At 67.2% G+C, this 16,861-nt stretch carries 12 protein-coding genes and 1 pseudogene; 3 read left to right on the top strand and 10 right to left on the bottom strand.

What is annotated here, in order from left to right; translation table 11 throughout:
* Positions 1–42: 42 nt before the first annotated feature.
* The 5 genes and pseudogenes from ltrA (ACQP0P_RS00135) to ACQP0P_RS00115 all read right to left on the bottom strand — a co-directional run bounded on the left by ltrA (ACQP0P_RS00135) (position 43) and on the right by ACQP0P_RS00115 (position 8,592).
* Positions 43–1,812 carry a group II intron reverse transcriptase/maturase gene (gene ltrA / locus ACQP0P_RS00135; protein ID WP_433358762.1) on the bottom strand — a complete coding sequence of 590 codons (1,770 nt, stop codon included), beginning with the start codon at positions 1,810–1,812 and terminating at the stop codon, positions 43–45.
* A 599-nt stretch (positions 1,813–2,411) separates the two neighbouring features.
* A complete protein-coding gene (locus ACQP0P_RS00130) occupies positions 2,412–3,479 on the bottom strand; it encodes a reverse transcriptase domain-containing protein (RefSeq protein ID WP_433358761.1) in 1,068 nt (355 codons plus the stop codon).
* Between the two features lie 146 nt (positions 3,480–3,625).
* Positions 3,626–5,413, bottom strand: coding sequence for a group II intron reverse transcriptase/maturase (gene ltrA, locus ACQP0P_RS00125; RefSeq protein WP_433358760.1), 1,788 nt, complete (start codon positions 5,411–5,413; stop codon positions 3,626–3,628).
* Positions 5,414–6,636: 1,223 nt separating this feature from the next.
* Positions 6,637–7,341: pseudogene (locus ACQP0P_RS00120) on the bottom strand (IS30 family transposase); the annotation flags it as partial.
* A gap of 633 nt (positions 7,342–7,974) precedes the next feature.
* Complete coding sequence (locus tag ACQP0P_RS00115) at positions 7,975–8,592, bottom strand: hypothetical protein (protein ID WP_433358759.1); 618 nt, start codon at positions 8,590–8,592, stop codon at positions 7,975–7,977.
* A gap of 551 nt (positions 8,593–9,143) precedes the next feature.
* Between ACQP0P_RS00115 and ACQP0P_RS00110 the strand changes: the two genes are divergently transcribed.
* Positions 9,144–10,039, top strand: a protein-coding gene (locus ACQP0P_RS00110; RefSeq protein ID WP_433358758.1) for an IS5 family transposase whose coding sequence is annotated in 2 segments (ribosomal slippage) — positions 9,144–9,531 and positions 9,531–10,039 — 897 coding nt in all. Because the reading frame shifts where the segments join, the coding sequence is not laid out codon by codon here.
* Here ACQP0P_RS00110 and ACQP0P_RS00105 read toward each other — a convergent pair.
* The 5 genes from ACQP0P_RS00105 to ACQP0P_RS00085 all read right to left on the bottom strand — a co-directional run bounded on the left by ACQP0P_RS00105 (position 10,036) and on the right by ACQP0P_RS00085 (position 14,492).
* On the bottom strand, positions 10,036–10,869 hold the full coding sequence (locus ACQP0P_RS00105; protein ID WP_433358757.1) for a hypothetical protein: 834 nt from the start codon (positions 10,867–10,869) through the stop codon (positions 10,036–10,038). The two genes, ACQP0P_RS00110 and ACQP0P_RS00105, sit on opposite strands and share 4 nt — an antisense overlap.
* A gap of 179 nt (positions 10,870–11,048) precedes the next feature.
* The gene (locus ACQP0P_RS00100; RefSeq protein ID WP_433358756.1) at positions 11,049–11,354 is read right to left on the bottom strand and encodes a hypothetical protein; all 306 of its coding nucleotides are present in this window, start codon (positions 11,352–11,354) and stop codon (positions 11,049–11,051) included.
* A 7-nt stretch (positions 11,355–11,361) separates the two neighbouring features.
* Complete coding sequence (locus ACQP0P_RS00095) at positions 11,362–12,045, bottom strand: HNH endonuclease family protein (protein WP_433358909.1); 684 nt, start codon at positions 12,043–12,045, stop codon at positions 11,362–11,364.
* A gap of 151 nt (positions 12,046–12,196) precedes the next feature.
* The gene (locus ACQP0P_RS00090) at positions 12,197–12,541 is read right to left on the bottom strand and encodes a hypothetical protein (protein ID WP_433358755.1); all 345 of its coding nucleotides are present in this window, start codon (positions 12,539–12,541) and stop codon (positions 12,197–12,199) included.
* Positions 12,542–13,091: 550 nt separating this feature from the next.
* On the bottom strand, positions 13,092–14,492 hold the full coding sequence (locus ACQP0P_RS00085; RefSeq protein ID WP_433358754.1) for an Ig-like domain-containing protein: 1,401 nt from the start codon (positions 14,490–14,492) through the stop codon (positions 13,092–13,094).
* A gap of 432 nt (positions 14,493–14,924) precedes the next feature.
* Here ACQP0P_RS00085 and ACQP0P_RS00080 point away from each other — a divergent pair, with 432 nt between their 5' ends.
* Entirely contained in the window at positions 14,925–15,320 is a 396-nt protein-coding gene (locus ACQP0P_RS00080) for a hypothetical protein (protein ID WP_433358753.1), read from the top strand.
* Between the two features lie 672 nt (positions 15,321–15,992).
* Complete coding sequence (locus tag ACQP0P_RS00075) at positions 15,993–16,385, top strand: hypothetical protein (protein WP_433358752.1); 393 nt, start codon at positions 15,993–15,995, stop codon at positions 16,383–16,385.
* Positions 16,386–16,861: the final 476 nt, after the last annotated feature.

The raw sequence follows: 16,861 nt of genomic DNA, 5'->3' as shown, positions 1-16,861 counted from the left end.
GCTCAAGCAAGCCTCGAGGGCGACGAGGATTCCGCATCGGCGTCATGGCTGGTGCACCGCCGTTCCGGCGAGGTCTCGCCGTCGGCAGTGAGCGTGGAGGAGCCGGTAGAAAGTCCGGTCCTGGCCGTCGACCTGTTCGACGATGTGCTGTTTGGTCAGCACGCGCCGGACGGTCATGAACCACTGTTCCCACTCGCGTGGGCTGCGTGGTTCGTGCTCGGCGTGCAGAAGGAGTTCCCCGCAGACAGGACAGCGCCCGCCCTGACGCTTCAAAAGCCGAGCGGTGTGCTCGTCCACGGGCGGGGCCTTCTTCTTGCGTCGCCGATCGGCCCAGTACTCGGTCAGGGCGGGGTCGTCCGGAGAGGCTCCGCCGTGGACCGGGACGTGTCGGACGATCTTCGTCCAAGCGAACTTGGTGAGGTAGGCGCCGCTGTCGCGGTCACCGAACACCCACCGGTCCCGCCGGGACTTGTGGAACGTGCCGAAGTAGCGGGTCGCGACCCAGCCCCTCGACTTGTTCGGGTGCGAGCGTCTGGCCCACCGGTAGGTGAGGTGCCAGACGTGGTGGTCCAGGCCGGTGAAGGTCCGGCTGGAGACCACGCTCCGGTAGTAGGCCGACCATCCCCGGATAACCGGGTTGAGCCGGAACACCACCGCGGCCGCGTTCGCGCCGTGCATGGAGCGCACGTCGGCGGTAAGCCGCTTCCGGAGCCGCTTGACCGACTCCTTGCTGGGAGTGATGAGCAGCTTTCCGCTGCCCCGCCGGTCGACGCGGCGGCGGATGTCGAAGCCCAGGAACGAGAACCCCTCCTCAACGTGGACGACGCGTGTCTTGTCCTCGTTGAAGCGGAGTCCTCTCGGCTCCGGCCACGCCGCGAGGTCGGCCTTGACCTGCTCGGCCTGCTCGCGGCTGTGGCACATCGCCACGTAATCGTCGGCGTACCTGACCAGCACAGGGCATCCCTTGACCGTCTCAGCGTCACTTCGGGCGCTGGGCCGGTAGCGGACCCCTGCCGCTTTCTCCATTCCGTGCAGGGCCACGTTCAGCAGCACGGGGCTGATCACTCCGCCTTGAGGAGTTCCCTCGTCGGTCGGCGTGAACTCGCCGGACTCGATCACGCCGGCCTTCAGCCAGGCCCGGATCATCCCCCGAGCGGGGAAGGCGCCGAGACTGTCGAGGAGGTGGTCGTGATCAATCCGGTCAAACGCCCCGGCCAGGTCCGCGTCCAGGATCCACCGGCGCCGGCTACGGTTGCCGCACAGCGTCTTGAAGATGACCTCGATCGCGTCGTGGCAGCCCCGTCCGGGTCGGAATCCATAGGATTTCGGCTCGAATCGGGCCTCCCACTCGGGTTCCAGTGCGTTCTTCACACGTGCCTGCTGCACGCGGTCCGCGAGCACCGGGATCCCAAGGGGGCGCTGTTTTCCGTTCGCCTTCGGAATGAAGACCCGCTTGACCGGCAAGGCTTTGCCAGGCGGGGCATGGCGGTGCATTCGCTCTATCAGCTCCGCCCGGTCGCGGGAGGTCAGAGCGACCTGCCCGTCGATACCTGCCGTCTTGCGGCCAGCGTTGCGCTGCGTGACCTGCCGCACGCTGATCAGCGTGTTGCTCCGGCTCCGCAGCATCAGCTTCTGCAGATTACGGACCTTCTTCAGGTCCCCCTCCTTCGTCGCCTTGAAGATCCTCTGCCTCAGTCGCCGTACGTGGTCCTCGTGGGTGCGCCAGGTGATGGCGTCCCAGTCGGTGGCCACGTCCTCCGGTCCGTTCACTTCGAGGGCCGCCATCGCAAGAACGAATGCGTGTGCCGTCATCTGTGTCCAACCTGTCCTTCGGTTCCGGTACTTCAGCTTCAGCGCGTCAAAGGCTCACCCGGTCCACGTCAGCTCCCTTTCGGGCCAGGCAGACGCCTGTATCCGGCCGGTTATGCGGGACGACCGCGAAGGGGGCGGCCTTGGTGTCCCGGTTTCCCGTCGCCTTTCGGCGTACCGGCATTGGCTTCTTGGACCGTCCTGCGCCCGCCGGGGAGTTGGGCCTCCCTCACGGTCGGCTTACCGGGACACGTCCCGGACCCCGACGGGGTTTTCACGTTCCGCATGGTCGAGATCCGGCCGGGGTGGGCGCTCTCTGCACCCCGGGGCGGCGGTGTTCTCCACGGCTGGCTCCTAGTCACCAGCCGCCGCCTGCCGCTTCGCAGCGGCCAGCCCTGCCCCCAGCGGTTCATCCCATCTCCGGGGGTTTCGATGTCGAGGCATCGTCGAGAGTTCGCGTGTACTCGCCCGTCCGGTCTTCCCCTTGCCTGTAACTCCCGGATGGAGCGGGAGCCCTTGGGCGTCTTCCCTGAGCTTCGCACCCTGCCGTTACCAGCAACGCACGTCAGAGCGGGGACGGATCCGTGAACACTTATCCGGAGCTACGCTGCTGTCATCGTGCTCAGCCCTCCAATCAGCGTGCTCACTCGAACCATGCGACTTCGTGTCGCACCGAGGAAGTCGAACCCCTCGTCCAAGTGGACCACGCGGGTCTTGGACTCCGACAATCGCAGCCCCAGCGGGGCAAGCACGTCGGCGACCTCCTCCCAGAGCGCGTCCGCGTGAGCCTTGGAACCGCATACCATGATCGCGAAATCATCCGCGTAACGGATGATCCGGTAATAGGCCCCGCCGTTCTTGCGGTGCTTCTCTCGCTGCCACCGGGTGCCGTGATCGTCCTTGGCGCAGAAATGCTCATCCAACGCCGATAGAGCGATGTTGGCCAGCAGCGGCGAGGCGATGCCTCCTTGCGGCGTGCCCGATGCCGTCCCCTCGATCTGTCCCGCCTCGGACATAATGCCCGCTTTGAGAAAGGACTTGATCAGGGCCAGGACTCGTCTGTCTCCGATGCGCCTCCGCACCCGGTCGAGGATCGCCGAGTGCGACAGTTCATCGAAGCACGCCGTGATGTCGGCCTCGAACACCCAGTGGTAGTTCCGGGTGCCGAAGGCGTGGATCTCGGCGATCGCGTCCTGGGCCCGTCGCTTCGGGCGAAAGCCGTAGGAGACCGGCTTGAAGTCCGCCTCGAAGATCGGTTCCAGCACCAGCACAAGAGCTGCCTGCACGAGCCTGTCCATCGCGGACGGGATGCCCAGACGCCTGAACTTCCCCGGAGAGCCGACCTTGGGGATCATGCGTTCCCTGGCCGGCAGCGGGGTGAACGTGCGGGCTTTGAGCTGCTCGCAGGTGTCGTTCAGGAACGCCGTGACCTCGGCCTCGCCGCCGATGGCGGCCGGGATCACCCGGTCCACCCCCGGCGACCGTGCGCCCTTGTTGCCGCTCACCCGCTCCCACGCGACCGCGAGGAAGTCTGGGTGATGAATGAGGTTGTACAGATCATCGAACCGACGACCAGGATCGTTGGTCGCCCACAGGTGCAGCTTGGCCTGCATCCGTCGTACCCGTCGCTCCGCCCAGAACGGGTCGGGCCACGGTTCACCGGTATTCACCAGCGTCTCCGTCCCTTGCAGTGTCTCGCGTGCGTGAACCCGCTGGACCCCTTCGCCATGTGCTCGGGCTTTGTCGGGTAGCTCCGGCGCGTTGCCGCGCCGGAGCCCCCTAAGAACCGGACGTGCCAGTCATCCCGGCATCCGGCTCAAGCAAGCCCTGAAGGCTCGTGGGCAAGCAGAGGTGCCGGTCCTGGAGCGATGTCGGCAGAGTGCCGACGCCGACAGGCCGTGTGCACGAGACGAAGGACCATGTTCGACGTGCCTTGGTCCGGGGCGAGGACGAGGTGTTGCTTCGTCACTGCCCTTCGGACCACCGCCATCCACTGTTCCCACTCAGCGGGGCTCTGCGGTTGGTGGTCGGCGTGCAGGAGAAAGCCCCGACACAGCGGGCAGCGGCCGTCTTGCAGCGTCAGCAGCCGCAGTCCGAACGCGTCCAGCGGTAGGGGTTTCGCTTTGCGTCGCCGTTTGGCCCAGTATTCGGCCAGGGCCGGATCGTCCGGAGACGATGTGCCCGAGACCATCTGGTGTCGAACAATCTTTGTCCAGGAGAATTTCCGCAGGTGGGCTCCGGTCTCCCGGTTGCCGAATACCCAGCGGTTCTTGCTGGACTTGTTGAACTGACCGAAGTACCGGTTGACGATCCAGTGCCTCGATTTGTTCTGGTGGCCGTGCTTGGCCCACTTGTAGGTGAGCTTCCACATGTAGTCGTCCAGCGCGGTGAACGCTGCGCTGGAGACCACCGTCCGGTAGTAGGCTGACCAACCGCGCACGATCGGATCGATCTTGTGCAGCACCGCTCGGACATTGGACCCTCGCAGGGCCCGCATCTCGGTGCGGAGCCGTTCCCGGATTCGTCTCAGAGCCGCCGGACTCGGTTTGATCAGCAGCTTGCCGTCATAGCGGCGGACGTTGAATCCCAGAAAGTCGAAACCGGAGTCGGCGTGGACGATTCGTGTCTTGTCCTCGTTGAATACCAGTCCTCTGGGCAGCAGCCACTCGGCGAGCTTCGCCTTGACCTGTTGGGCTTCGTCATGGCTGTGACACAGCGCGACAAGATCGTCGGCGTACCTGATCAATGCCGGGGAACCTTCGACCGACTCGGCAGCGTTCGTGCCGAGCTTGCGGTATCGGACTCCGGCGGCTTGTTCCATTCCGTGCAGAGCGATGTTCAGCAACAGAGGGCTGACGACGCCCCCTTGCGGGGTGCCTTCCTCCGTCGGGGCGAACCGGCCGCCGTCGACCACTCCGGCCTTCAACCAGTGCTTGACCAGTTCCCTGGCGGGGAACGTGCCGAGCTGGGCGAGAAGGTACTGGTGGTCGATACGGTCGAACGCCGCCTTCAGGTCCGCGTCCAACACCCACATCCGCTGGGGGTTCTTGCCCTTCAGCGTCAGATAGATGGCGGATATCGCGTCATGACAGCCGCGGCCGGGCCGGAAGCCATACGACTTCGGCTCGAACCGCGCCTCCCACTCGGGTTCCAGCGCGTTGACCACCCGCGCTTGCAGTACTCGGTCAGCGATGACCGGGATCCCCAGCGGGCGCTTCTTGCCGCCTGCTTTGGGAATGTGCACGCGCTTGACCGGCAGGGGCGTCCAGGTTTTCGAGCGATATTGCGCCCAGTCGGCCAGTTTGGTTTTCGACTGGGGCAGTAGCGCTGTTCGCCCGTCCACTCCGGCGGTCTTGCGCCCAGCATTGAGCTCCGTCACGCGCCGCACACTCAGCAGCGTGTTGGCGCGGGAGCGGAGCATCAGTTTCTGCAAGTTGCGAACTCGTTTGAGGTCGCCTTCCCGCGATGCCGTGAAGATTCTCTGCCGCAGACGCCGTACTTCGTCCTCGACGGCACGCCAGTCGATCTCGTGCCAGTCAGGGATGTTGTCCTCCGGTCCGTTCGCCATCCCGTCCGCATCGGCTTTCACCTGCGTGTGCGTCATGGCGTCCAACTTGTCCTTCGGTTCTGGTGTCGTTCTCTTCGTCTCTTCACAGGCTCACCTGGCCTCCGTCAGCACCCTTTCGAGTCCGGGTATCAACCCGTATCCGGCCGGTTATGCGAGACGGCCAGCGGAGAGCCGGTCATGGTGTCTCGTTTTCCCGCTGCCTTTCGGCCGCCGGCATTGGCTTCTGAGGCCATCCTGCGCCCGCTGGAGGATCGGGCCTTCCTCGCGGTCGGCTTGCCAAGGACGCCAGGGCGTCTCCGGACTCCAACGGGGTTGTCACGTTCCGCACGAGTGAGATGCGGCCGGGTCGGGTGCCCCCTATACCCCGAGGACGGCGGTGTTCTCCCGACCGGCTTAGAGTCTTCCGGTCGGCGCCTGCCGCTTCTCAACGGCCAGTCCTTGACCCCGCTGCAACGACCCATCTGCGGGGCTTCCGATGACGAGGCATCACCAGGGGTTCACACTGTTCACCCTGTCGGCCTTCCCCGTGACCTGTGACTCCCGGATGGAACGGGAGCCCTTGGGCCTGAAGACCTGAGCTTCGCACCCCACTGTTACCAGCGACGCACGTCAGGCCGGGGACAGATCCTCGAACACTGATCCGTAACTACACCTTCGGCATAAGCCGACCTCCTTCGATGAAGCTCACTCAACTCGTGCGACTTTCGTGTCGCACCCCCGGCTCGGACTACTACGGGTCCTCCGCCCCACCCCGCGGTCGTCGGCGGACAACGCGCCAACCCGCTGCGTCCGGCCTGGATGACCGGCCCCAGACGGGAACCGGGGGGTGGTTCCCACGTTCACCATGAACCGATCGTCGGGTGAGGTGGCCAGCTATACCCCTGCGATTTCGCCACGGCTACGCCGCAGACCTTCACCGTGGCCTCCCGACCGGCGACCTCAATACCGGCCCAGGAGTTCCCCGCCCCGTGACGGGGGGACGGGTGCGCACCGCGATCCAGCCCAGATCCACCGGATTTCGAGCTGGCGGGAAACTTAAGGGGCGTGACAGCGCTGGTTCCTCTCGTCCACCTTCCCGTCTCGCTTGCCGGACCCGGGCCATCCGGTAGTTCTGGCCCGTCCCGTCGTTGTCGGGGCTGCTTGCCAGCCTCACCGGCGTTCCCCGGATCAGCCTGCCCCCAGCTTCGCTACGCTGCTGCGACAGCACAGCGGCGGAGTCCTTTCACCTCCGCTCGGTTGCATGGCGCCTCGTGGCGCTCGAGGTCGCCCTCCCAGTGGCCGGGCATCAGGCGGTCGTCGATGTCGGCGGGTCGCTGGTGGATGAGCTTGCCGGGGTCGATGAAGCGGGTGGCGCGCTGGTCGACGCGGCGTCGGCGGCGCCGGGCCTGACGGCCGGTGCGCAATATGTCGGGCCGGCGTTCCAGGCCGCCGCGGTAGGTCAGGTAGATCGCCTGGTAGATGGTCTCGTGTGCCAGGTGCCGCTCTGGCTCATCAGGGAAGGCGGTGCGCAGGTCCTGGCTGATCTGCTCGGGGCTCCACCGCTGGTTGAGCCGCTGCTGGATGTAAGTCTTCAGCTCCGGGTCCCGCCGGACCTTACCCTCCTTCGAGCGCGCTCGCCGGACGACCGCTCGCCGCTGGGCGCGGAACGGGTGGTACTTGCCGGTGGCCAGGTCGCGGTTGCGGCGCACTTCCCGGCTGATCGTGGCAGGGCTCCGCTGGAGCTCCCGGGCGATAGCGCGCAGCGAGGCGCCGGTCCGGAGCATGTCGGCGATGGCGATCCGCTCGTCCTCCGACAGGAATCGCGGTGAGGTGGCTCCGTCATCAGGCTGCTCGGTGATCGGCGGATAGACGCGCTCGCGCCCGGCCCGGTCGACCTCCTTCCTGCCGTACCTCCAACGGGTGCCGGTCCTGCGATTGATGCCCAGCTCGCGGCACGCGGCCGAGTTGTTCATTCCCTGCGCCATGAGGCGAAGGTATTGATCACGTTTGTCCGTCTGTGGAGCGGGTCCCCGCTTCTTACGTGGCCGACGCGCCTCGGTCATGGCAACACCCCTCGGGGTCAGGTGTTGCGACCACCTTTAGAACCCAAGCCGGCCCGAGTGGGGCCAACTGGAGCCGTCATAGCCATTTGTCCAGGCAGACCTGTGTCATATGGTCGTCGGCCGACGCGGAGGCCCAGCAACTGGCGACGGATTAGGGTGACCTCCTTCTCGACGGCCTCGCTGACGGCGGCCAAGGCCTCACCGCTGCGACAGCTCGAATCACCTCGGACCTGTTCCTCGCGTTCAACGCGGTCGATACCCTGCAGATGAGCTGTGACGGCGTTCTGCAGCAGGCGGGGCGGGGCTCGGAGTGTTCGTGCGCAGATGGGCGACCGCGGCCGACCGCTGCTTCAGTCCAGAGCACACGACGTGCGCAGCCGCAATTGCTTGCCCTTGCTTCCGTGTCTGGTCCGGGCCGGACTGTGCCGCTGGCGGCGGGCCGCTCCTGCGGTGCTGTCTTGGTCGGTAGACCGGCCAGCACTACCACCGGCCCGCTATGAGCCACAGTAACGGCAAAAACCCCGGGTCAGACGGTAGCCGAGCAGAACCGGCTGTTCAGGGTTGCTGGGAGCCGTGGTGGCGGTAGCGCCGGTAGGAGGCGCGGACATCAGCCGTCCGGTAGCGGAGGACACCACCGGATGAATCGCGTTCCCATCCGTCCTTGAGTGCCCACCGGTTGACCGTCGGACGTGGCACCTTGAACAGCCGGACGATCTCCGCGGCGCTCAGGGACGGCTGCCGGGTTCGCGGCATGCGCACCGTAGGACGGGGCGGGGGTGGGGGTGGAGTGAAGCGGGCGGCGACGGCCGTGCATCCTGGCTGGGTGAGCCGGCACTCGGGGCAATGGCATCCGTGGTGGGTGTAGGTCCAGGCCGATCCATGCCGCAGGCGGGGATCACGTCCTGCCATCTGAGCGGCATCCAGCGCGCTGGCCCACTCATGATCCCAGCGGGTGCGCCCGTAGGCGATTTCCTCGGTCAGGCCGACATCGTTCATGGCCTCGGCCAACGGGGTGCCCGCTGCCACCACCGTAAGGACGCTCGAGCGTGTCTCGGGCGGAAACAGCGTGGTCGACTCCTGCCGCTTGATCCTGGTCGGCAACGCCGCCGGAGTGCTGGTGGCCGGGTCATTGCCGGTGTATCGGTCAAGACGACCGTAGGTTGCCTTCCGCATGGGCCCCTCGCAAGCGTACGGTCCGAAGTGTGGTCACACCCGGTGTACGACCCCTCGAAGGGGCGATAAGAAATTCAGGCGAGGCGAAATCATTCAGCGCGTCGCGACCCCTCGAAGGGGCGATGAAGAATATCCGCATGGTATCTGCAGCGTATGCGGCGCGCAATCCACTGGCACCGAAAGTGTAGACCCCAACTGGGCGGGTGGTGCCCTTCGGTGAGGTGGCCTCGATGATCGAGGTCACTCTTCCTGAGATTGTGCACCACTACGAGGAGGGCGGCCAGGGCTTGCGCCCCGCATGGATGGCACACCCGGACGGTTCCTGAGCGCGGACGTGATCGCATCATCTCTAACCTCAGAGAGTGCTCGGGGCGTCAGCGAGTGGGTTGACCAGAGGCTCTCTCTTCCTCCACGCGCTGGGCGTCCTTCTCTGGCCGGGCATGCCCGGCCAGGTACTCGACGCAGCCGGCCGTGAGGAACTGCTCGATGACGCGATCACGCTAGAGCCTGTCTGACAAATAATCAGAGCCGGTGCGGTTAGATGATCGTTCATGGTGAGACGTGGTGAACTGACCGATAAGGCCTGGCAGCGGATCGAGCCGTTGCTGCCCGCCACGGACGGACGAGGCCGCCCGTGGCGGGGCCACCGGCAGGTCATCAACGGGATCTTGTGGCGGCTTCGGACCGGGGCACCCTGGCGCGACATCCCCGAACGGTACGGGCCCTGGCAGACCTGCTACGAGCGGTTCAAACGCTGGGACGAGGACGGCACCTGGGTGCGCCTGCTGGAGGAGATGCAGGTCAAAGACGACTCCATTGGCAACGTCGAATGGACCTTCAGTATCGACTCCACGATCTCCAGAGCCCATCAGCACGCGGCGGGTGCCCGAAAAAGGGGGACGGAGCAGGGACGATCGATACGAAGGAATCACAAAAGCGGCAGGCCCTCGGCAGGTCCCGGGGAGGATTCACCACCAAGCTCCACCTGATCACCGAAGGCCGGGGCCTGCCGATGATCCCGCATCTGACCGGCGGGAACGTGGCCGACTGCACCGCCTTCGAAGCGGTCATGGCCAAGCTGAGAGTGCGTCGCGTCGCTGGTGGCCGTCCCCGCACCCGCCCGGACGCGCTCTTGGGCGACAAGGGCTACTCCTCCAAGAAGATCCGCGCCTACCTGCGTAGGCGCGGCATCAAGGCGGTCATTCCCGAGCGTAAGGACCAGATCGCCAACCGTAAGCGCAAGGGCGGCAGGGGAGGCCGCCCCCACGCTTTCGACCGGCAGACCTACAAGCAGCGCAACCTGGTGGAACGCTGCTTCGGCAAGCTCAAGCAGTGGCGGGCCATCGCCACCCGCTTCGACAAGCTCGCCAGCCGATACCTCACAGGCGTCACCATCGGATGCCTCATGCTCTGGATCCGCCACGCCGAATTGTCAGACAGGCTCTAGTCCGGGCGGTCGACCGCGCGCTGGAACTGGACACTGGAGGCGATGTCGTTGGCGGCATCCATCGTGCGCTCATAGCTGCACACGACGCAACACCCGACACCGATCTCGGCGATCTCGGAGTCATGTGAGCTGAGGACCAGCGAGATGTTGCCGCACACGGGGCACTCTTCGACGTCGCCGGGCTCTTGTGAGTATTCGCCGACATAGTCGACGCCCGCCCGGCGCGCGAGTTCCTCCCCGCTCAACAGCGCGAGGTAGGTGAAGGCGCGGTCTTGTTCGTGATCATCCAGCGCCGAGACCGCGCCGCGGACTCGCTCTTCCCTCATCTCGTTCAGGACGTCAACCAGCCCGGCCAGCGTCGGGTGTCCGCTGAGTTCCCACAAGGCGTCGACATGGGCTGCAGTCAGGTTCGAGCCGATTTCGTCGTCGGTGGCTCGAGCGTGCCGGATCGCCTGCGTAGCGCTCAGGGCTTCTCGGAGAACCATCACCCTCACCTCCATAGGTCGATCCTCAAATGGGTCCACGTACGACGTGGTGGGCTTGGGGGTATGAGGGTTATCCGTGACCCAGTAGACCCCCTCCCTGACCAGCACTCCCTCGGCCTCGATGACTTTCAGCAGCTCAGCGGCTGACTTCACCCGGCCCCTGCAGGATTCCTGGTCTTTCCAATGGTGGGCGACAATCGCGGTCAGACCATTGGTCAACGCCTGGTCGAACACGCCTTCCACCCCGGCGCCAACAGGCTCGAAGCAGAGCGCAGAGGCGCAAAAGGCGTACTGGCGTGCTCTGCGGTGCTGCAGATCACCTGGGCGGGTGATGTCGTCTTCCATGGCGTCCCATCTCGTTCGAGCTCTTGTGCGCTCAGTAACTGCCAGGGGTGTGGCAGGCCGCGCCCCTGATGGGGTGAGCGGCTCCGCCACGGACGCCGACGTGAAGGGGCGAGTGGTTACCCGCAACGCCTCACTGCTTTCGCCTCGGACCTGGCGGGGCAGTGCACGATGGGGCGTCGTCAGGGCAGCTTCCCGCCCGGCAGCCCTTCGGGCAGTCCATGGCGGACAGCACGCAGCAGAGCCGCGCGCGCCGAACGGGCGGTGCGCTCTCCCAAGGAGAAGGGGCTGCCGGTGAGGGTGTACCACTCCTCGGCGCCGGCGTACTGCACCCGCACCTGGAGCCGGTCGCCGCTGACCTCGGTGCTCACCAGGAGCTCCCCGGTGATCACCCCGACCTCATCGGTCATGACCCCGCCCGGCCCCGCGACGGCGTGCGCCTCAGAGCGACGGCCGCTCGCCACGTCGCTGCCCTTCCCGGCGCTCATCGGGCGTTCACTCGGCGCCCGCCGGATCGGCGGGCGCCGGGCAGGTGCCCAGCATCTGGCGCAGCGTCGTCTTCTCCGCGGCGGTGACCGTCAAGGCGTAGTGCTTTTTGACCTGTATCCAGGCGCGGGCGTACAGGCACCAGTAGCCGCGCGCCGGCGGCTGCCACTGATCGGGGCTCTGGTCGCCCTTGGAGCGGTTGGAGGCGGCCGACACCGCGATCAGCTGCGGCCGGGTCAGATCGTTGGCGAACGCCCGACGCCGCTGGGTGCTCCAGGCGTCGGCGCCCGAACGCCAGGCGTTGGCCAGCGGCACCATGTGGTCGATATCGACGCTGGCGGCGCGGGTATAGCGGCGGCTGTCATAGAGCGACTTCCAGGTACCGGAGGTGGCCCGACACTCGGCGTCGCGTTTGACGGCCTGGCCGTCGCGGGCCAGCACCACCTCCCGAGTATCGCAGCCCGCGCCCGCACTGGACTGGCTCATCCAGTGCGGGAACTTCGCGCGGCTGTAGCCGGCCATCGAGCGCGGCGTGGCAACCGTCAGCGCGGACAGGGCAGTTCGGGCCGCAGCCGCGGTGATGGGGGTGGGCATGCTCGCGGCGGCGGCCTGTCGAACCGGCGCACCTACGGCGGCCGAAGCGGTGAGGGGGGCGGCGGTGCTCAGCACACCGGACAGGAGAACAGCGCTTATACGCCGGGGGGTCAGCACACCCAGATGGTGCCCACAGAGGGCCCTCACGACACGATCCGCCCGGCAACGCCCCAGCTCCGCCACATCAGGCAAGCTGGTGACATCTCGCGATCCGCGCGGCCTCGTCGCCTGCCTGAACGCCTCCGGGCTTTTAGGAGAAGAGGACGGAGCGCACCAGCAGGCGCTCTGAAGCACCGGCGCCGGGGCGCAGGCTGGAGAAGGCGTCCCCCATACAGCCGGCCTCGAGGAAGACCGTGGCCGTTGCGTCGGTCAGGTTCTTTGGCGCGTAGGCGGCCGACGTGCCGTCAGAGCCCGCCCCCTGGATGTCGATGCATCTCCTGATCTCGGGGTTGTTGATGAAGCCGACGGCCTCGTACCCGTCGGCGGTCTTGTAGGAGTAACGGAACTGGCCTGTGGCGGCCGATGCGGAGCCGGGAACCGCCAGAGCCAGCATGAGGGCGCCGCCGGCGGCGGCCACGGCAGAGTGCAGACGCATGGATCCTCTTCACCCAACGGTGACAACATTAAGTAATCATTGAGTCACAATAAGTGTTGGATGTCGAGCGTGCCTCGCCTGCGGGGGCGGACCAAGTGCGGGAGAAAGGGACGGTCGTGCCGCTGGCCTCGGCACGTCAGACGGCGGGGGCTCGACCTTCCTCCCGGATTCCCCGTGGCTCCGCGGAGGGCGGGTTTGCCGGCGGGTGCGGCGCCGGTTGGCCCGATCGTGCTCGGTGGTGATGCGGGCGGAGGCCTCCTCGCCCAGCGGGGGCGTAACGGCCGAGGCTGGCCAGGTGCTGATGGCGGGACGTGGCCAGCGGCTCGGGCGCGGTGCGGCCGACGGCGGCCGGATGGGTCAGCGTCGAGTGATGCAGCGTCCAGCCGTCGCCGTGCGGGTCGAGTCCGGCGACGGGACAGCCGTTGGCGGTACCCGGCGTTGCCGAGCCCGGCCGGAGCCGGGCTCGGCAGTAGGCCGTCCCGAGCCGTTGGTTCAGGCGAGACGCCATCCCACGACCCCGGTCATAGCCCCGAGCAGGTCGCGCGTTGAGCTACGGGCAGCGTGGGGTTTCGAACACCACGCCGTCCAGCAGGTTCCCGGTCCCCGGGTTTCCGCCTGCGGTGGTCACCGACTGGAAGGCGAAGCGGGTGACGGTCTGTCCGGGCGGGACGACATACGTCCCGGTGTAGCGGCGCCAGGCGGTGTTGCCGTCGGTGATGTCGGGCGAGGAGGCTCCGGTGGGGGTCTGGGCGACGATCGCGCCGGGAGCGCCGATGAGCACGTTCATCGTGTCGGTGCCCACAACTCCGCGGTGATACAGCGACCAGGTCATGACGGTTCCCGGCACGGTGAGCAGGTCCTGATACAGGGTGGAGAACTGGTTGGCGTTGAGTTCGGCGAACTGCTGCCCATCGGCTGCCGGGACCCCGCCGTAGCCGGTACGCCAGAACTCCAGCAGGTGGTCGGTGGCGGTGGTGTGCCAGCCGATGCCGGGGTTGACCGGGGCGTCGGGGAGGAACTGGAACCCGGTCACCGGTGGCGCCTCGAAGCTGCCGTTGGCCAGGGTGACGGGCGTGTCGGTGCACGGGACGTCGACCGTCACCGTGGCGGTGGCGGTCCCGCAGGCGGTGGTGATGGTGTAGGTGAAGGTGTCGCTGCCGACGAAGCCGGGGGCGGGCGTGTAGACCACGGTGTTGCCGGAGATGGTCGCGGTGCCGCGGCCGGGAGTGGTGACGTTGCTGATCACCGGTGCGGTCGCGGTGTCGTTGGCCAGGACGGACACGCTGACGGGTTTGCCCTGGGTGCTGGTGATGTCGCCGACGGCCTTGGTGGGCGAGATCGACTGGCCGCCTGCGATCTGGATCGGCGGGGCGGGCGTGTTGTTTCCCAGCTGGCCCGGCGCGGCCAGGACGCTGCTGATCCCGGTCGGCCGGATGGTCATGCTCCGCCCGGCGGTTCCCTGCCTGACCCGGAAGGTGATGACCTTGGCGGGCGGGTCGGTCTTGGAGCCCGGCGAGGTGATCGACAGGGTGTTGCCGCTGATGACGCCGGTCCCGGACTGGCCGACGATATCGGCGCCTGCCAGCAGGGACGACAGGTCCCAGGTGGTGGTGTAGGTCCTGACCAGGAACGGCCATTGGGCCGTGCGGTGCGTCAGCGTGAGGGTGAAGGTGCCCCCCGGTGCGATCTGCCCGCCCCACAGGGACGGGGAGGTGTTGACCGCGATCGACCCGCTGCCCAGCCTCATGCCGAGCACGTTCTTCCAGTAGTAGTCGACGGGGTAGGTCGCCTGTCCCTGCCGGACGCACGGCGTGGCGGCCTGTGTGGTTTGACGGGCCGTGGCGGCGGCGTGGGCGCCGCTGTCGGCTGTCGCCGGCGTTCCCGGCACGGCCAGCAGTGCCGTCAAGGCACAGGCCAGCATGGTGAGTACGGATCTGGGTCGGCGGGCCATCGCCATGGAATTCCCGATCTGCCGTGAGGAATGATCTTGATCGATCCACAGCGATGCTACTGAGAGTAGTCAATATATTGCTGTTGGTGCAACAATGCAGACTTCGTGTCGCATCGTCGCGCGATGCAACAAAGCGAGACCCGGGCGATAGACAGCCGACGGGCAACGTCACCAAGGAGGCCGGGCGCCCGCCCGCTCGGCACCCGTCACGCCTCGACCGGACCTGAGGGACATCCGGCCGCACCGTGCGCCGCACACGCCCGCCCGTAGATGGGTCGTGAAGGTCGCGAGCCCCGACGATTCCGGCCGCCATACCGGCGACACCATCACGCTGCCGATACTCAGAGTCAATGATCCACTACTTTAAGTGCTGTTCATTGCCGGTTGGCGGCCGAGCGCCCCGGCCCGTTTCCTCTACCGAGGAGAACGAGCATGCGCACCAAGCTCACCACCGTCATCCTGGCCACCACCCTGACCGGCGGCGCCCTCTGCGCCGGAACCGCCGCCTCCGCGGGAACCGGCGGCGCCCAGGGTCCCTACGCCCGTGCCGCCGCCGTCGTCAACGCCGACGGCAGTGTGGTCCGCTCCAAGGGCGTCATCGACGTCCGCCGACTCGACGCCGGCCGGTACTGCATCAAGCTCGACGCCGACATCGACGCCACCAAGGCCGTCCCGGTCGCCACCAAGCGCTGGGGCGCCCCGTGGAACGCCAGCGTCTTCGTCGACGACCAGGCCTCCCAGTGCGGCGACTCCGCCAACCAGATCCTCATCGGCGCCGGCAACGGCTCGGCCGGCGCCGACGTCCCCTTCCACGTCATCGTGCCCTGAGGCCGAAGAACACCCCGCCAAGACGCGGACGGCCCGGGGATTGAGGACCGCCGGAACGAAAACCAGAGCGGGGCCCTCGGCGACCCTGGTAGGTACCCGACGACTTCTCGATCCCCGGACGGGCCCGAAGCCTCCCTGCGGATGACGGCCTATCATCCGCGGGATCGCTGATCGTGGCCTGTGGTGACGTCCGCCGGACGGCGCGTGAAGCGGCCCCGTTGTCTGTGGTGAGCGAGGCGCGGTGCCCGCCGTGGCATCTATCGGCGGGCCTGCGCGTCCCCGGCGCGGTGCGGCCGGCGGCGGTCGAATGGGTCAGCGCTGAGTGGCGCGGCCGGTGCAGCGTCCGGCCGTCGCCGTGCGGGTCGAGCTCGTTCGCCCCCCCGGCCGCTACGGCCCACCCGCCAGGCGGGCGGCTTCGGCCATGCGCGCGGGCCCGTCATGGCCTCGCCGGGAACGTGCTCGCAAAGGGGCGTGATGGAGCCGCCGCCTCGCCCGCCTCCGGAACGGGACCAGCCCAAGCATCACGGCCGCCCCTTCCCTGCCAAGAAGGGGCCCCGGTGGTAATCGTGGCGACCTGGGATTCCTGTGATCGTGGCAGGTCCTCCTCTGATTGACCGGCCACGGAGAATACGATGTGCACCCGCCCCTCTTTCGGCCCGTGGAGGTCTCATCGTGACCGATTCCCTGCTGCATGCCCTGATCGGCGAGGAGACGTCATCAGTGACCTTCGTCCGCGACTATGTCCAGCTGGACTTCGACGGGCCCCAGCTCTCGTTGTTCACCTGGCCACGGGTCAGCGTGGGCTCCACGAACGGATCGATGGGAGAGCCGGGCTACCGGGACATGCTGTGCGACCTGATCGGACGCCCCGTGCTAGCCGTGGCCGAAGGCACCGAGACCGGACTCGTCCTCGACTTCGGACACGGCTCGGTGGTGATCAAACTGGATCCCTCCGAGGTAGCGGACGGGCCGGAGATCGCACTGCTCATGGGCTTCACCGACCGCCCGGGGTTCGCGGTGTGGCGGCCGGGCGAGTACCCCTTCGACGGCCCCGAGTGGTCCTGACGTCATTGGCGCCGGTGACCACCCGCTGTCACCGAAGCAGTTCCAGGCCGCGCGCTTTCGGCGTCGGCGAGGTTCGGCCGCCGCCTGCCGGTGGCTGTTCGCCGTCGGTGAGCAGCCGGCGCGGCCCTGCCTGGCGTACTTGGCGAGCGACCCCGATGACAGCCAGGTCGTTATCAGGTTTGAGAGGTCTCCCTCGCCCATCCCCGAGTTGTTCATCGCTTCTAGTGGATCGCATCGCCACCGTGCCAACACCTGCACCACCTGGTTGTTTCCCCGGCAGCCCGAGGCGCCGCCCTTTACCCGCATCTCCGTGACGATCCCGTGCCGATCATCGCCGGCGCCTTCGGATTCCATCCCGTCCCCGCGATAAAGCTCGCCGTGCAGGCCGGGATTACCGACAGCCGTTACGCCTGTGGTGACTACATATAGTGATCTTGACGGCCTGGGCGTTGCCCCCTGGGCGAGCACTTGGCTTC

The sequence above is a fragment of the Streptosporangium sp. CA-115845 genome (assembly GCF_050943795.1).
Classification (GTDB): domain Bacteria; phylum Actinomycetota; class Actinomycetes; order Streptosporangiales; family Streptosporangiaceae; genus Streptosporangium.
The sequence above is the reverse complement of the archived record's forward strand: the minus strand, read 5'-3'. Positions and strand labels throughout refer to the sequence as shown.

Excerpts from the sequence above, each read along its gene's own strand:
- ACQP0P_RS00085 (WP_433358754.1), bottom strand. The coding sequence starts at position 14,492 with ATGGCCCGCCGACCCAGATCCGTACTCACCATGCTGGCCTGTGCCTTG.
- ltrA (WP_433358760.1), bottom strand. The coding sequence starts at position 5,413 with ATGACGCACACGCAGGTGAAAGCCGATGCGGACGGGATGGCGAACGGA.
- ltrA (WP_433358762.1), bottom strand. The coding sequence starts at position 1,812 with ATGACGGCACACGCATTCGTTCTTGCGATGGCGGCCCTCGAAGTGAAC.
- ACQP0P_RS00115 (WP_433358759.1), bottom strand. The coding sequence starts at position 8,592 with ATGCGGAAGGCAACCTACGGTCGTCTTGACCGATACACCGGCAATGAC.
- ACQP0P_RS00080 (WP_433358753.1), top strand. The coding sequence starts at position 14,925 with ATGCGCACCAAGCTCACCACCGTCATCCTGGCCACCACCCTGACCGGC.
- ACQP0P_RS00090 (WP_433358755.1), bottom strand. The coding sequence starts at position 12,541 with ATGCGTCTGCACTCTGCCGTGGCCGCCGCCGGCGGCGCCCTCATGCTG.
- ACQP0P_RS00105 (WP_433358757.1), bottom strand. The coding sequence starts at position 10,869 with ATGGAAGACGACATCACCCGCCCAGGTGATCTGCAGCACCGCAGAGCA.
- ACQP0P_RS00100 (WP_433358756.1), bottom strand. The coding sequence starts at position 11,354 with ATGAGCGCCGGGAAGGGCAGCGACGTGGCGAGCGGCCGTCGCTCTGAG.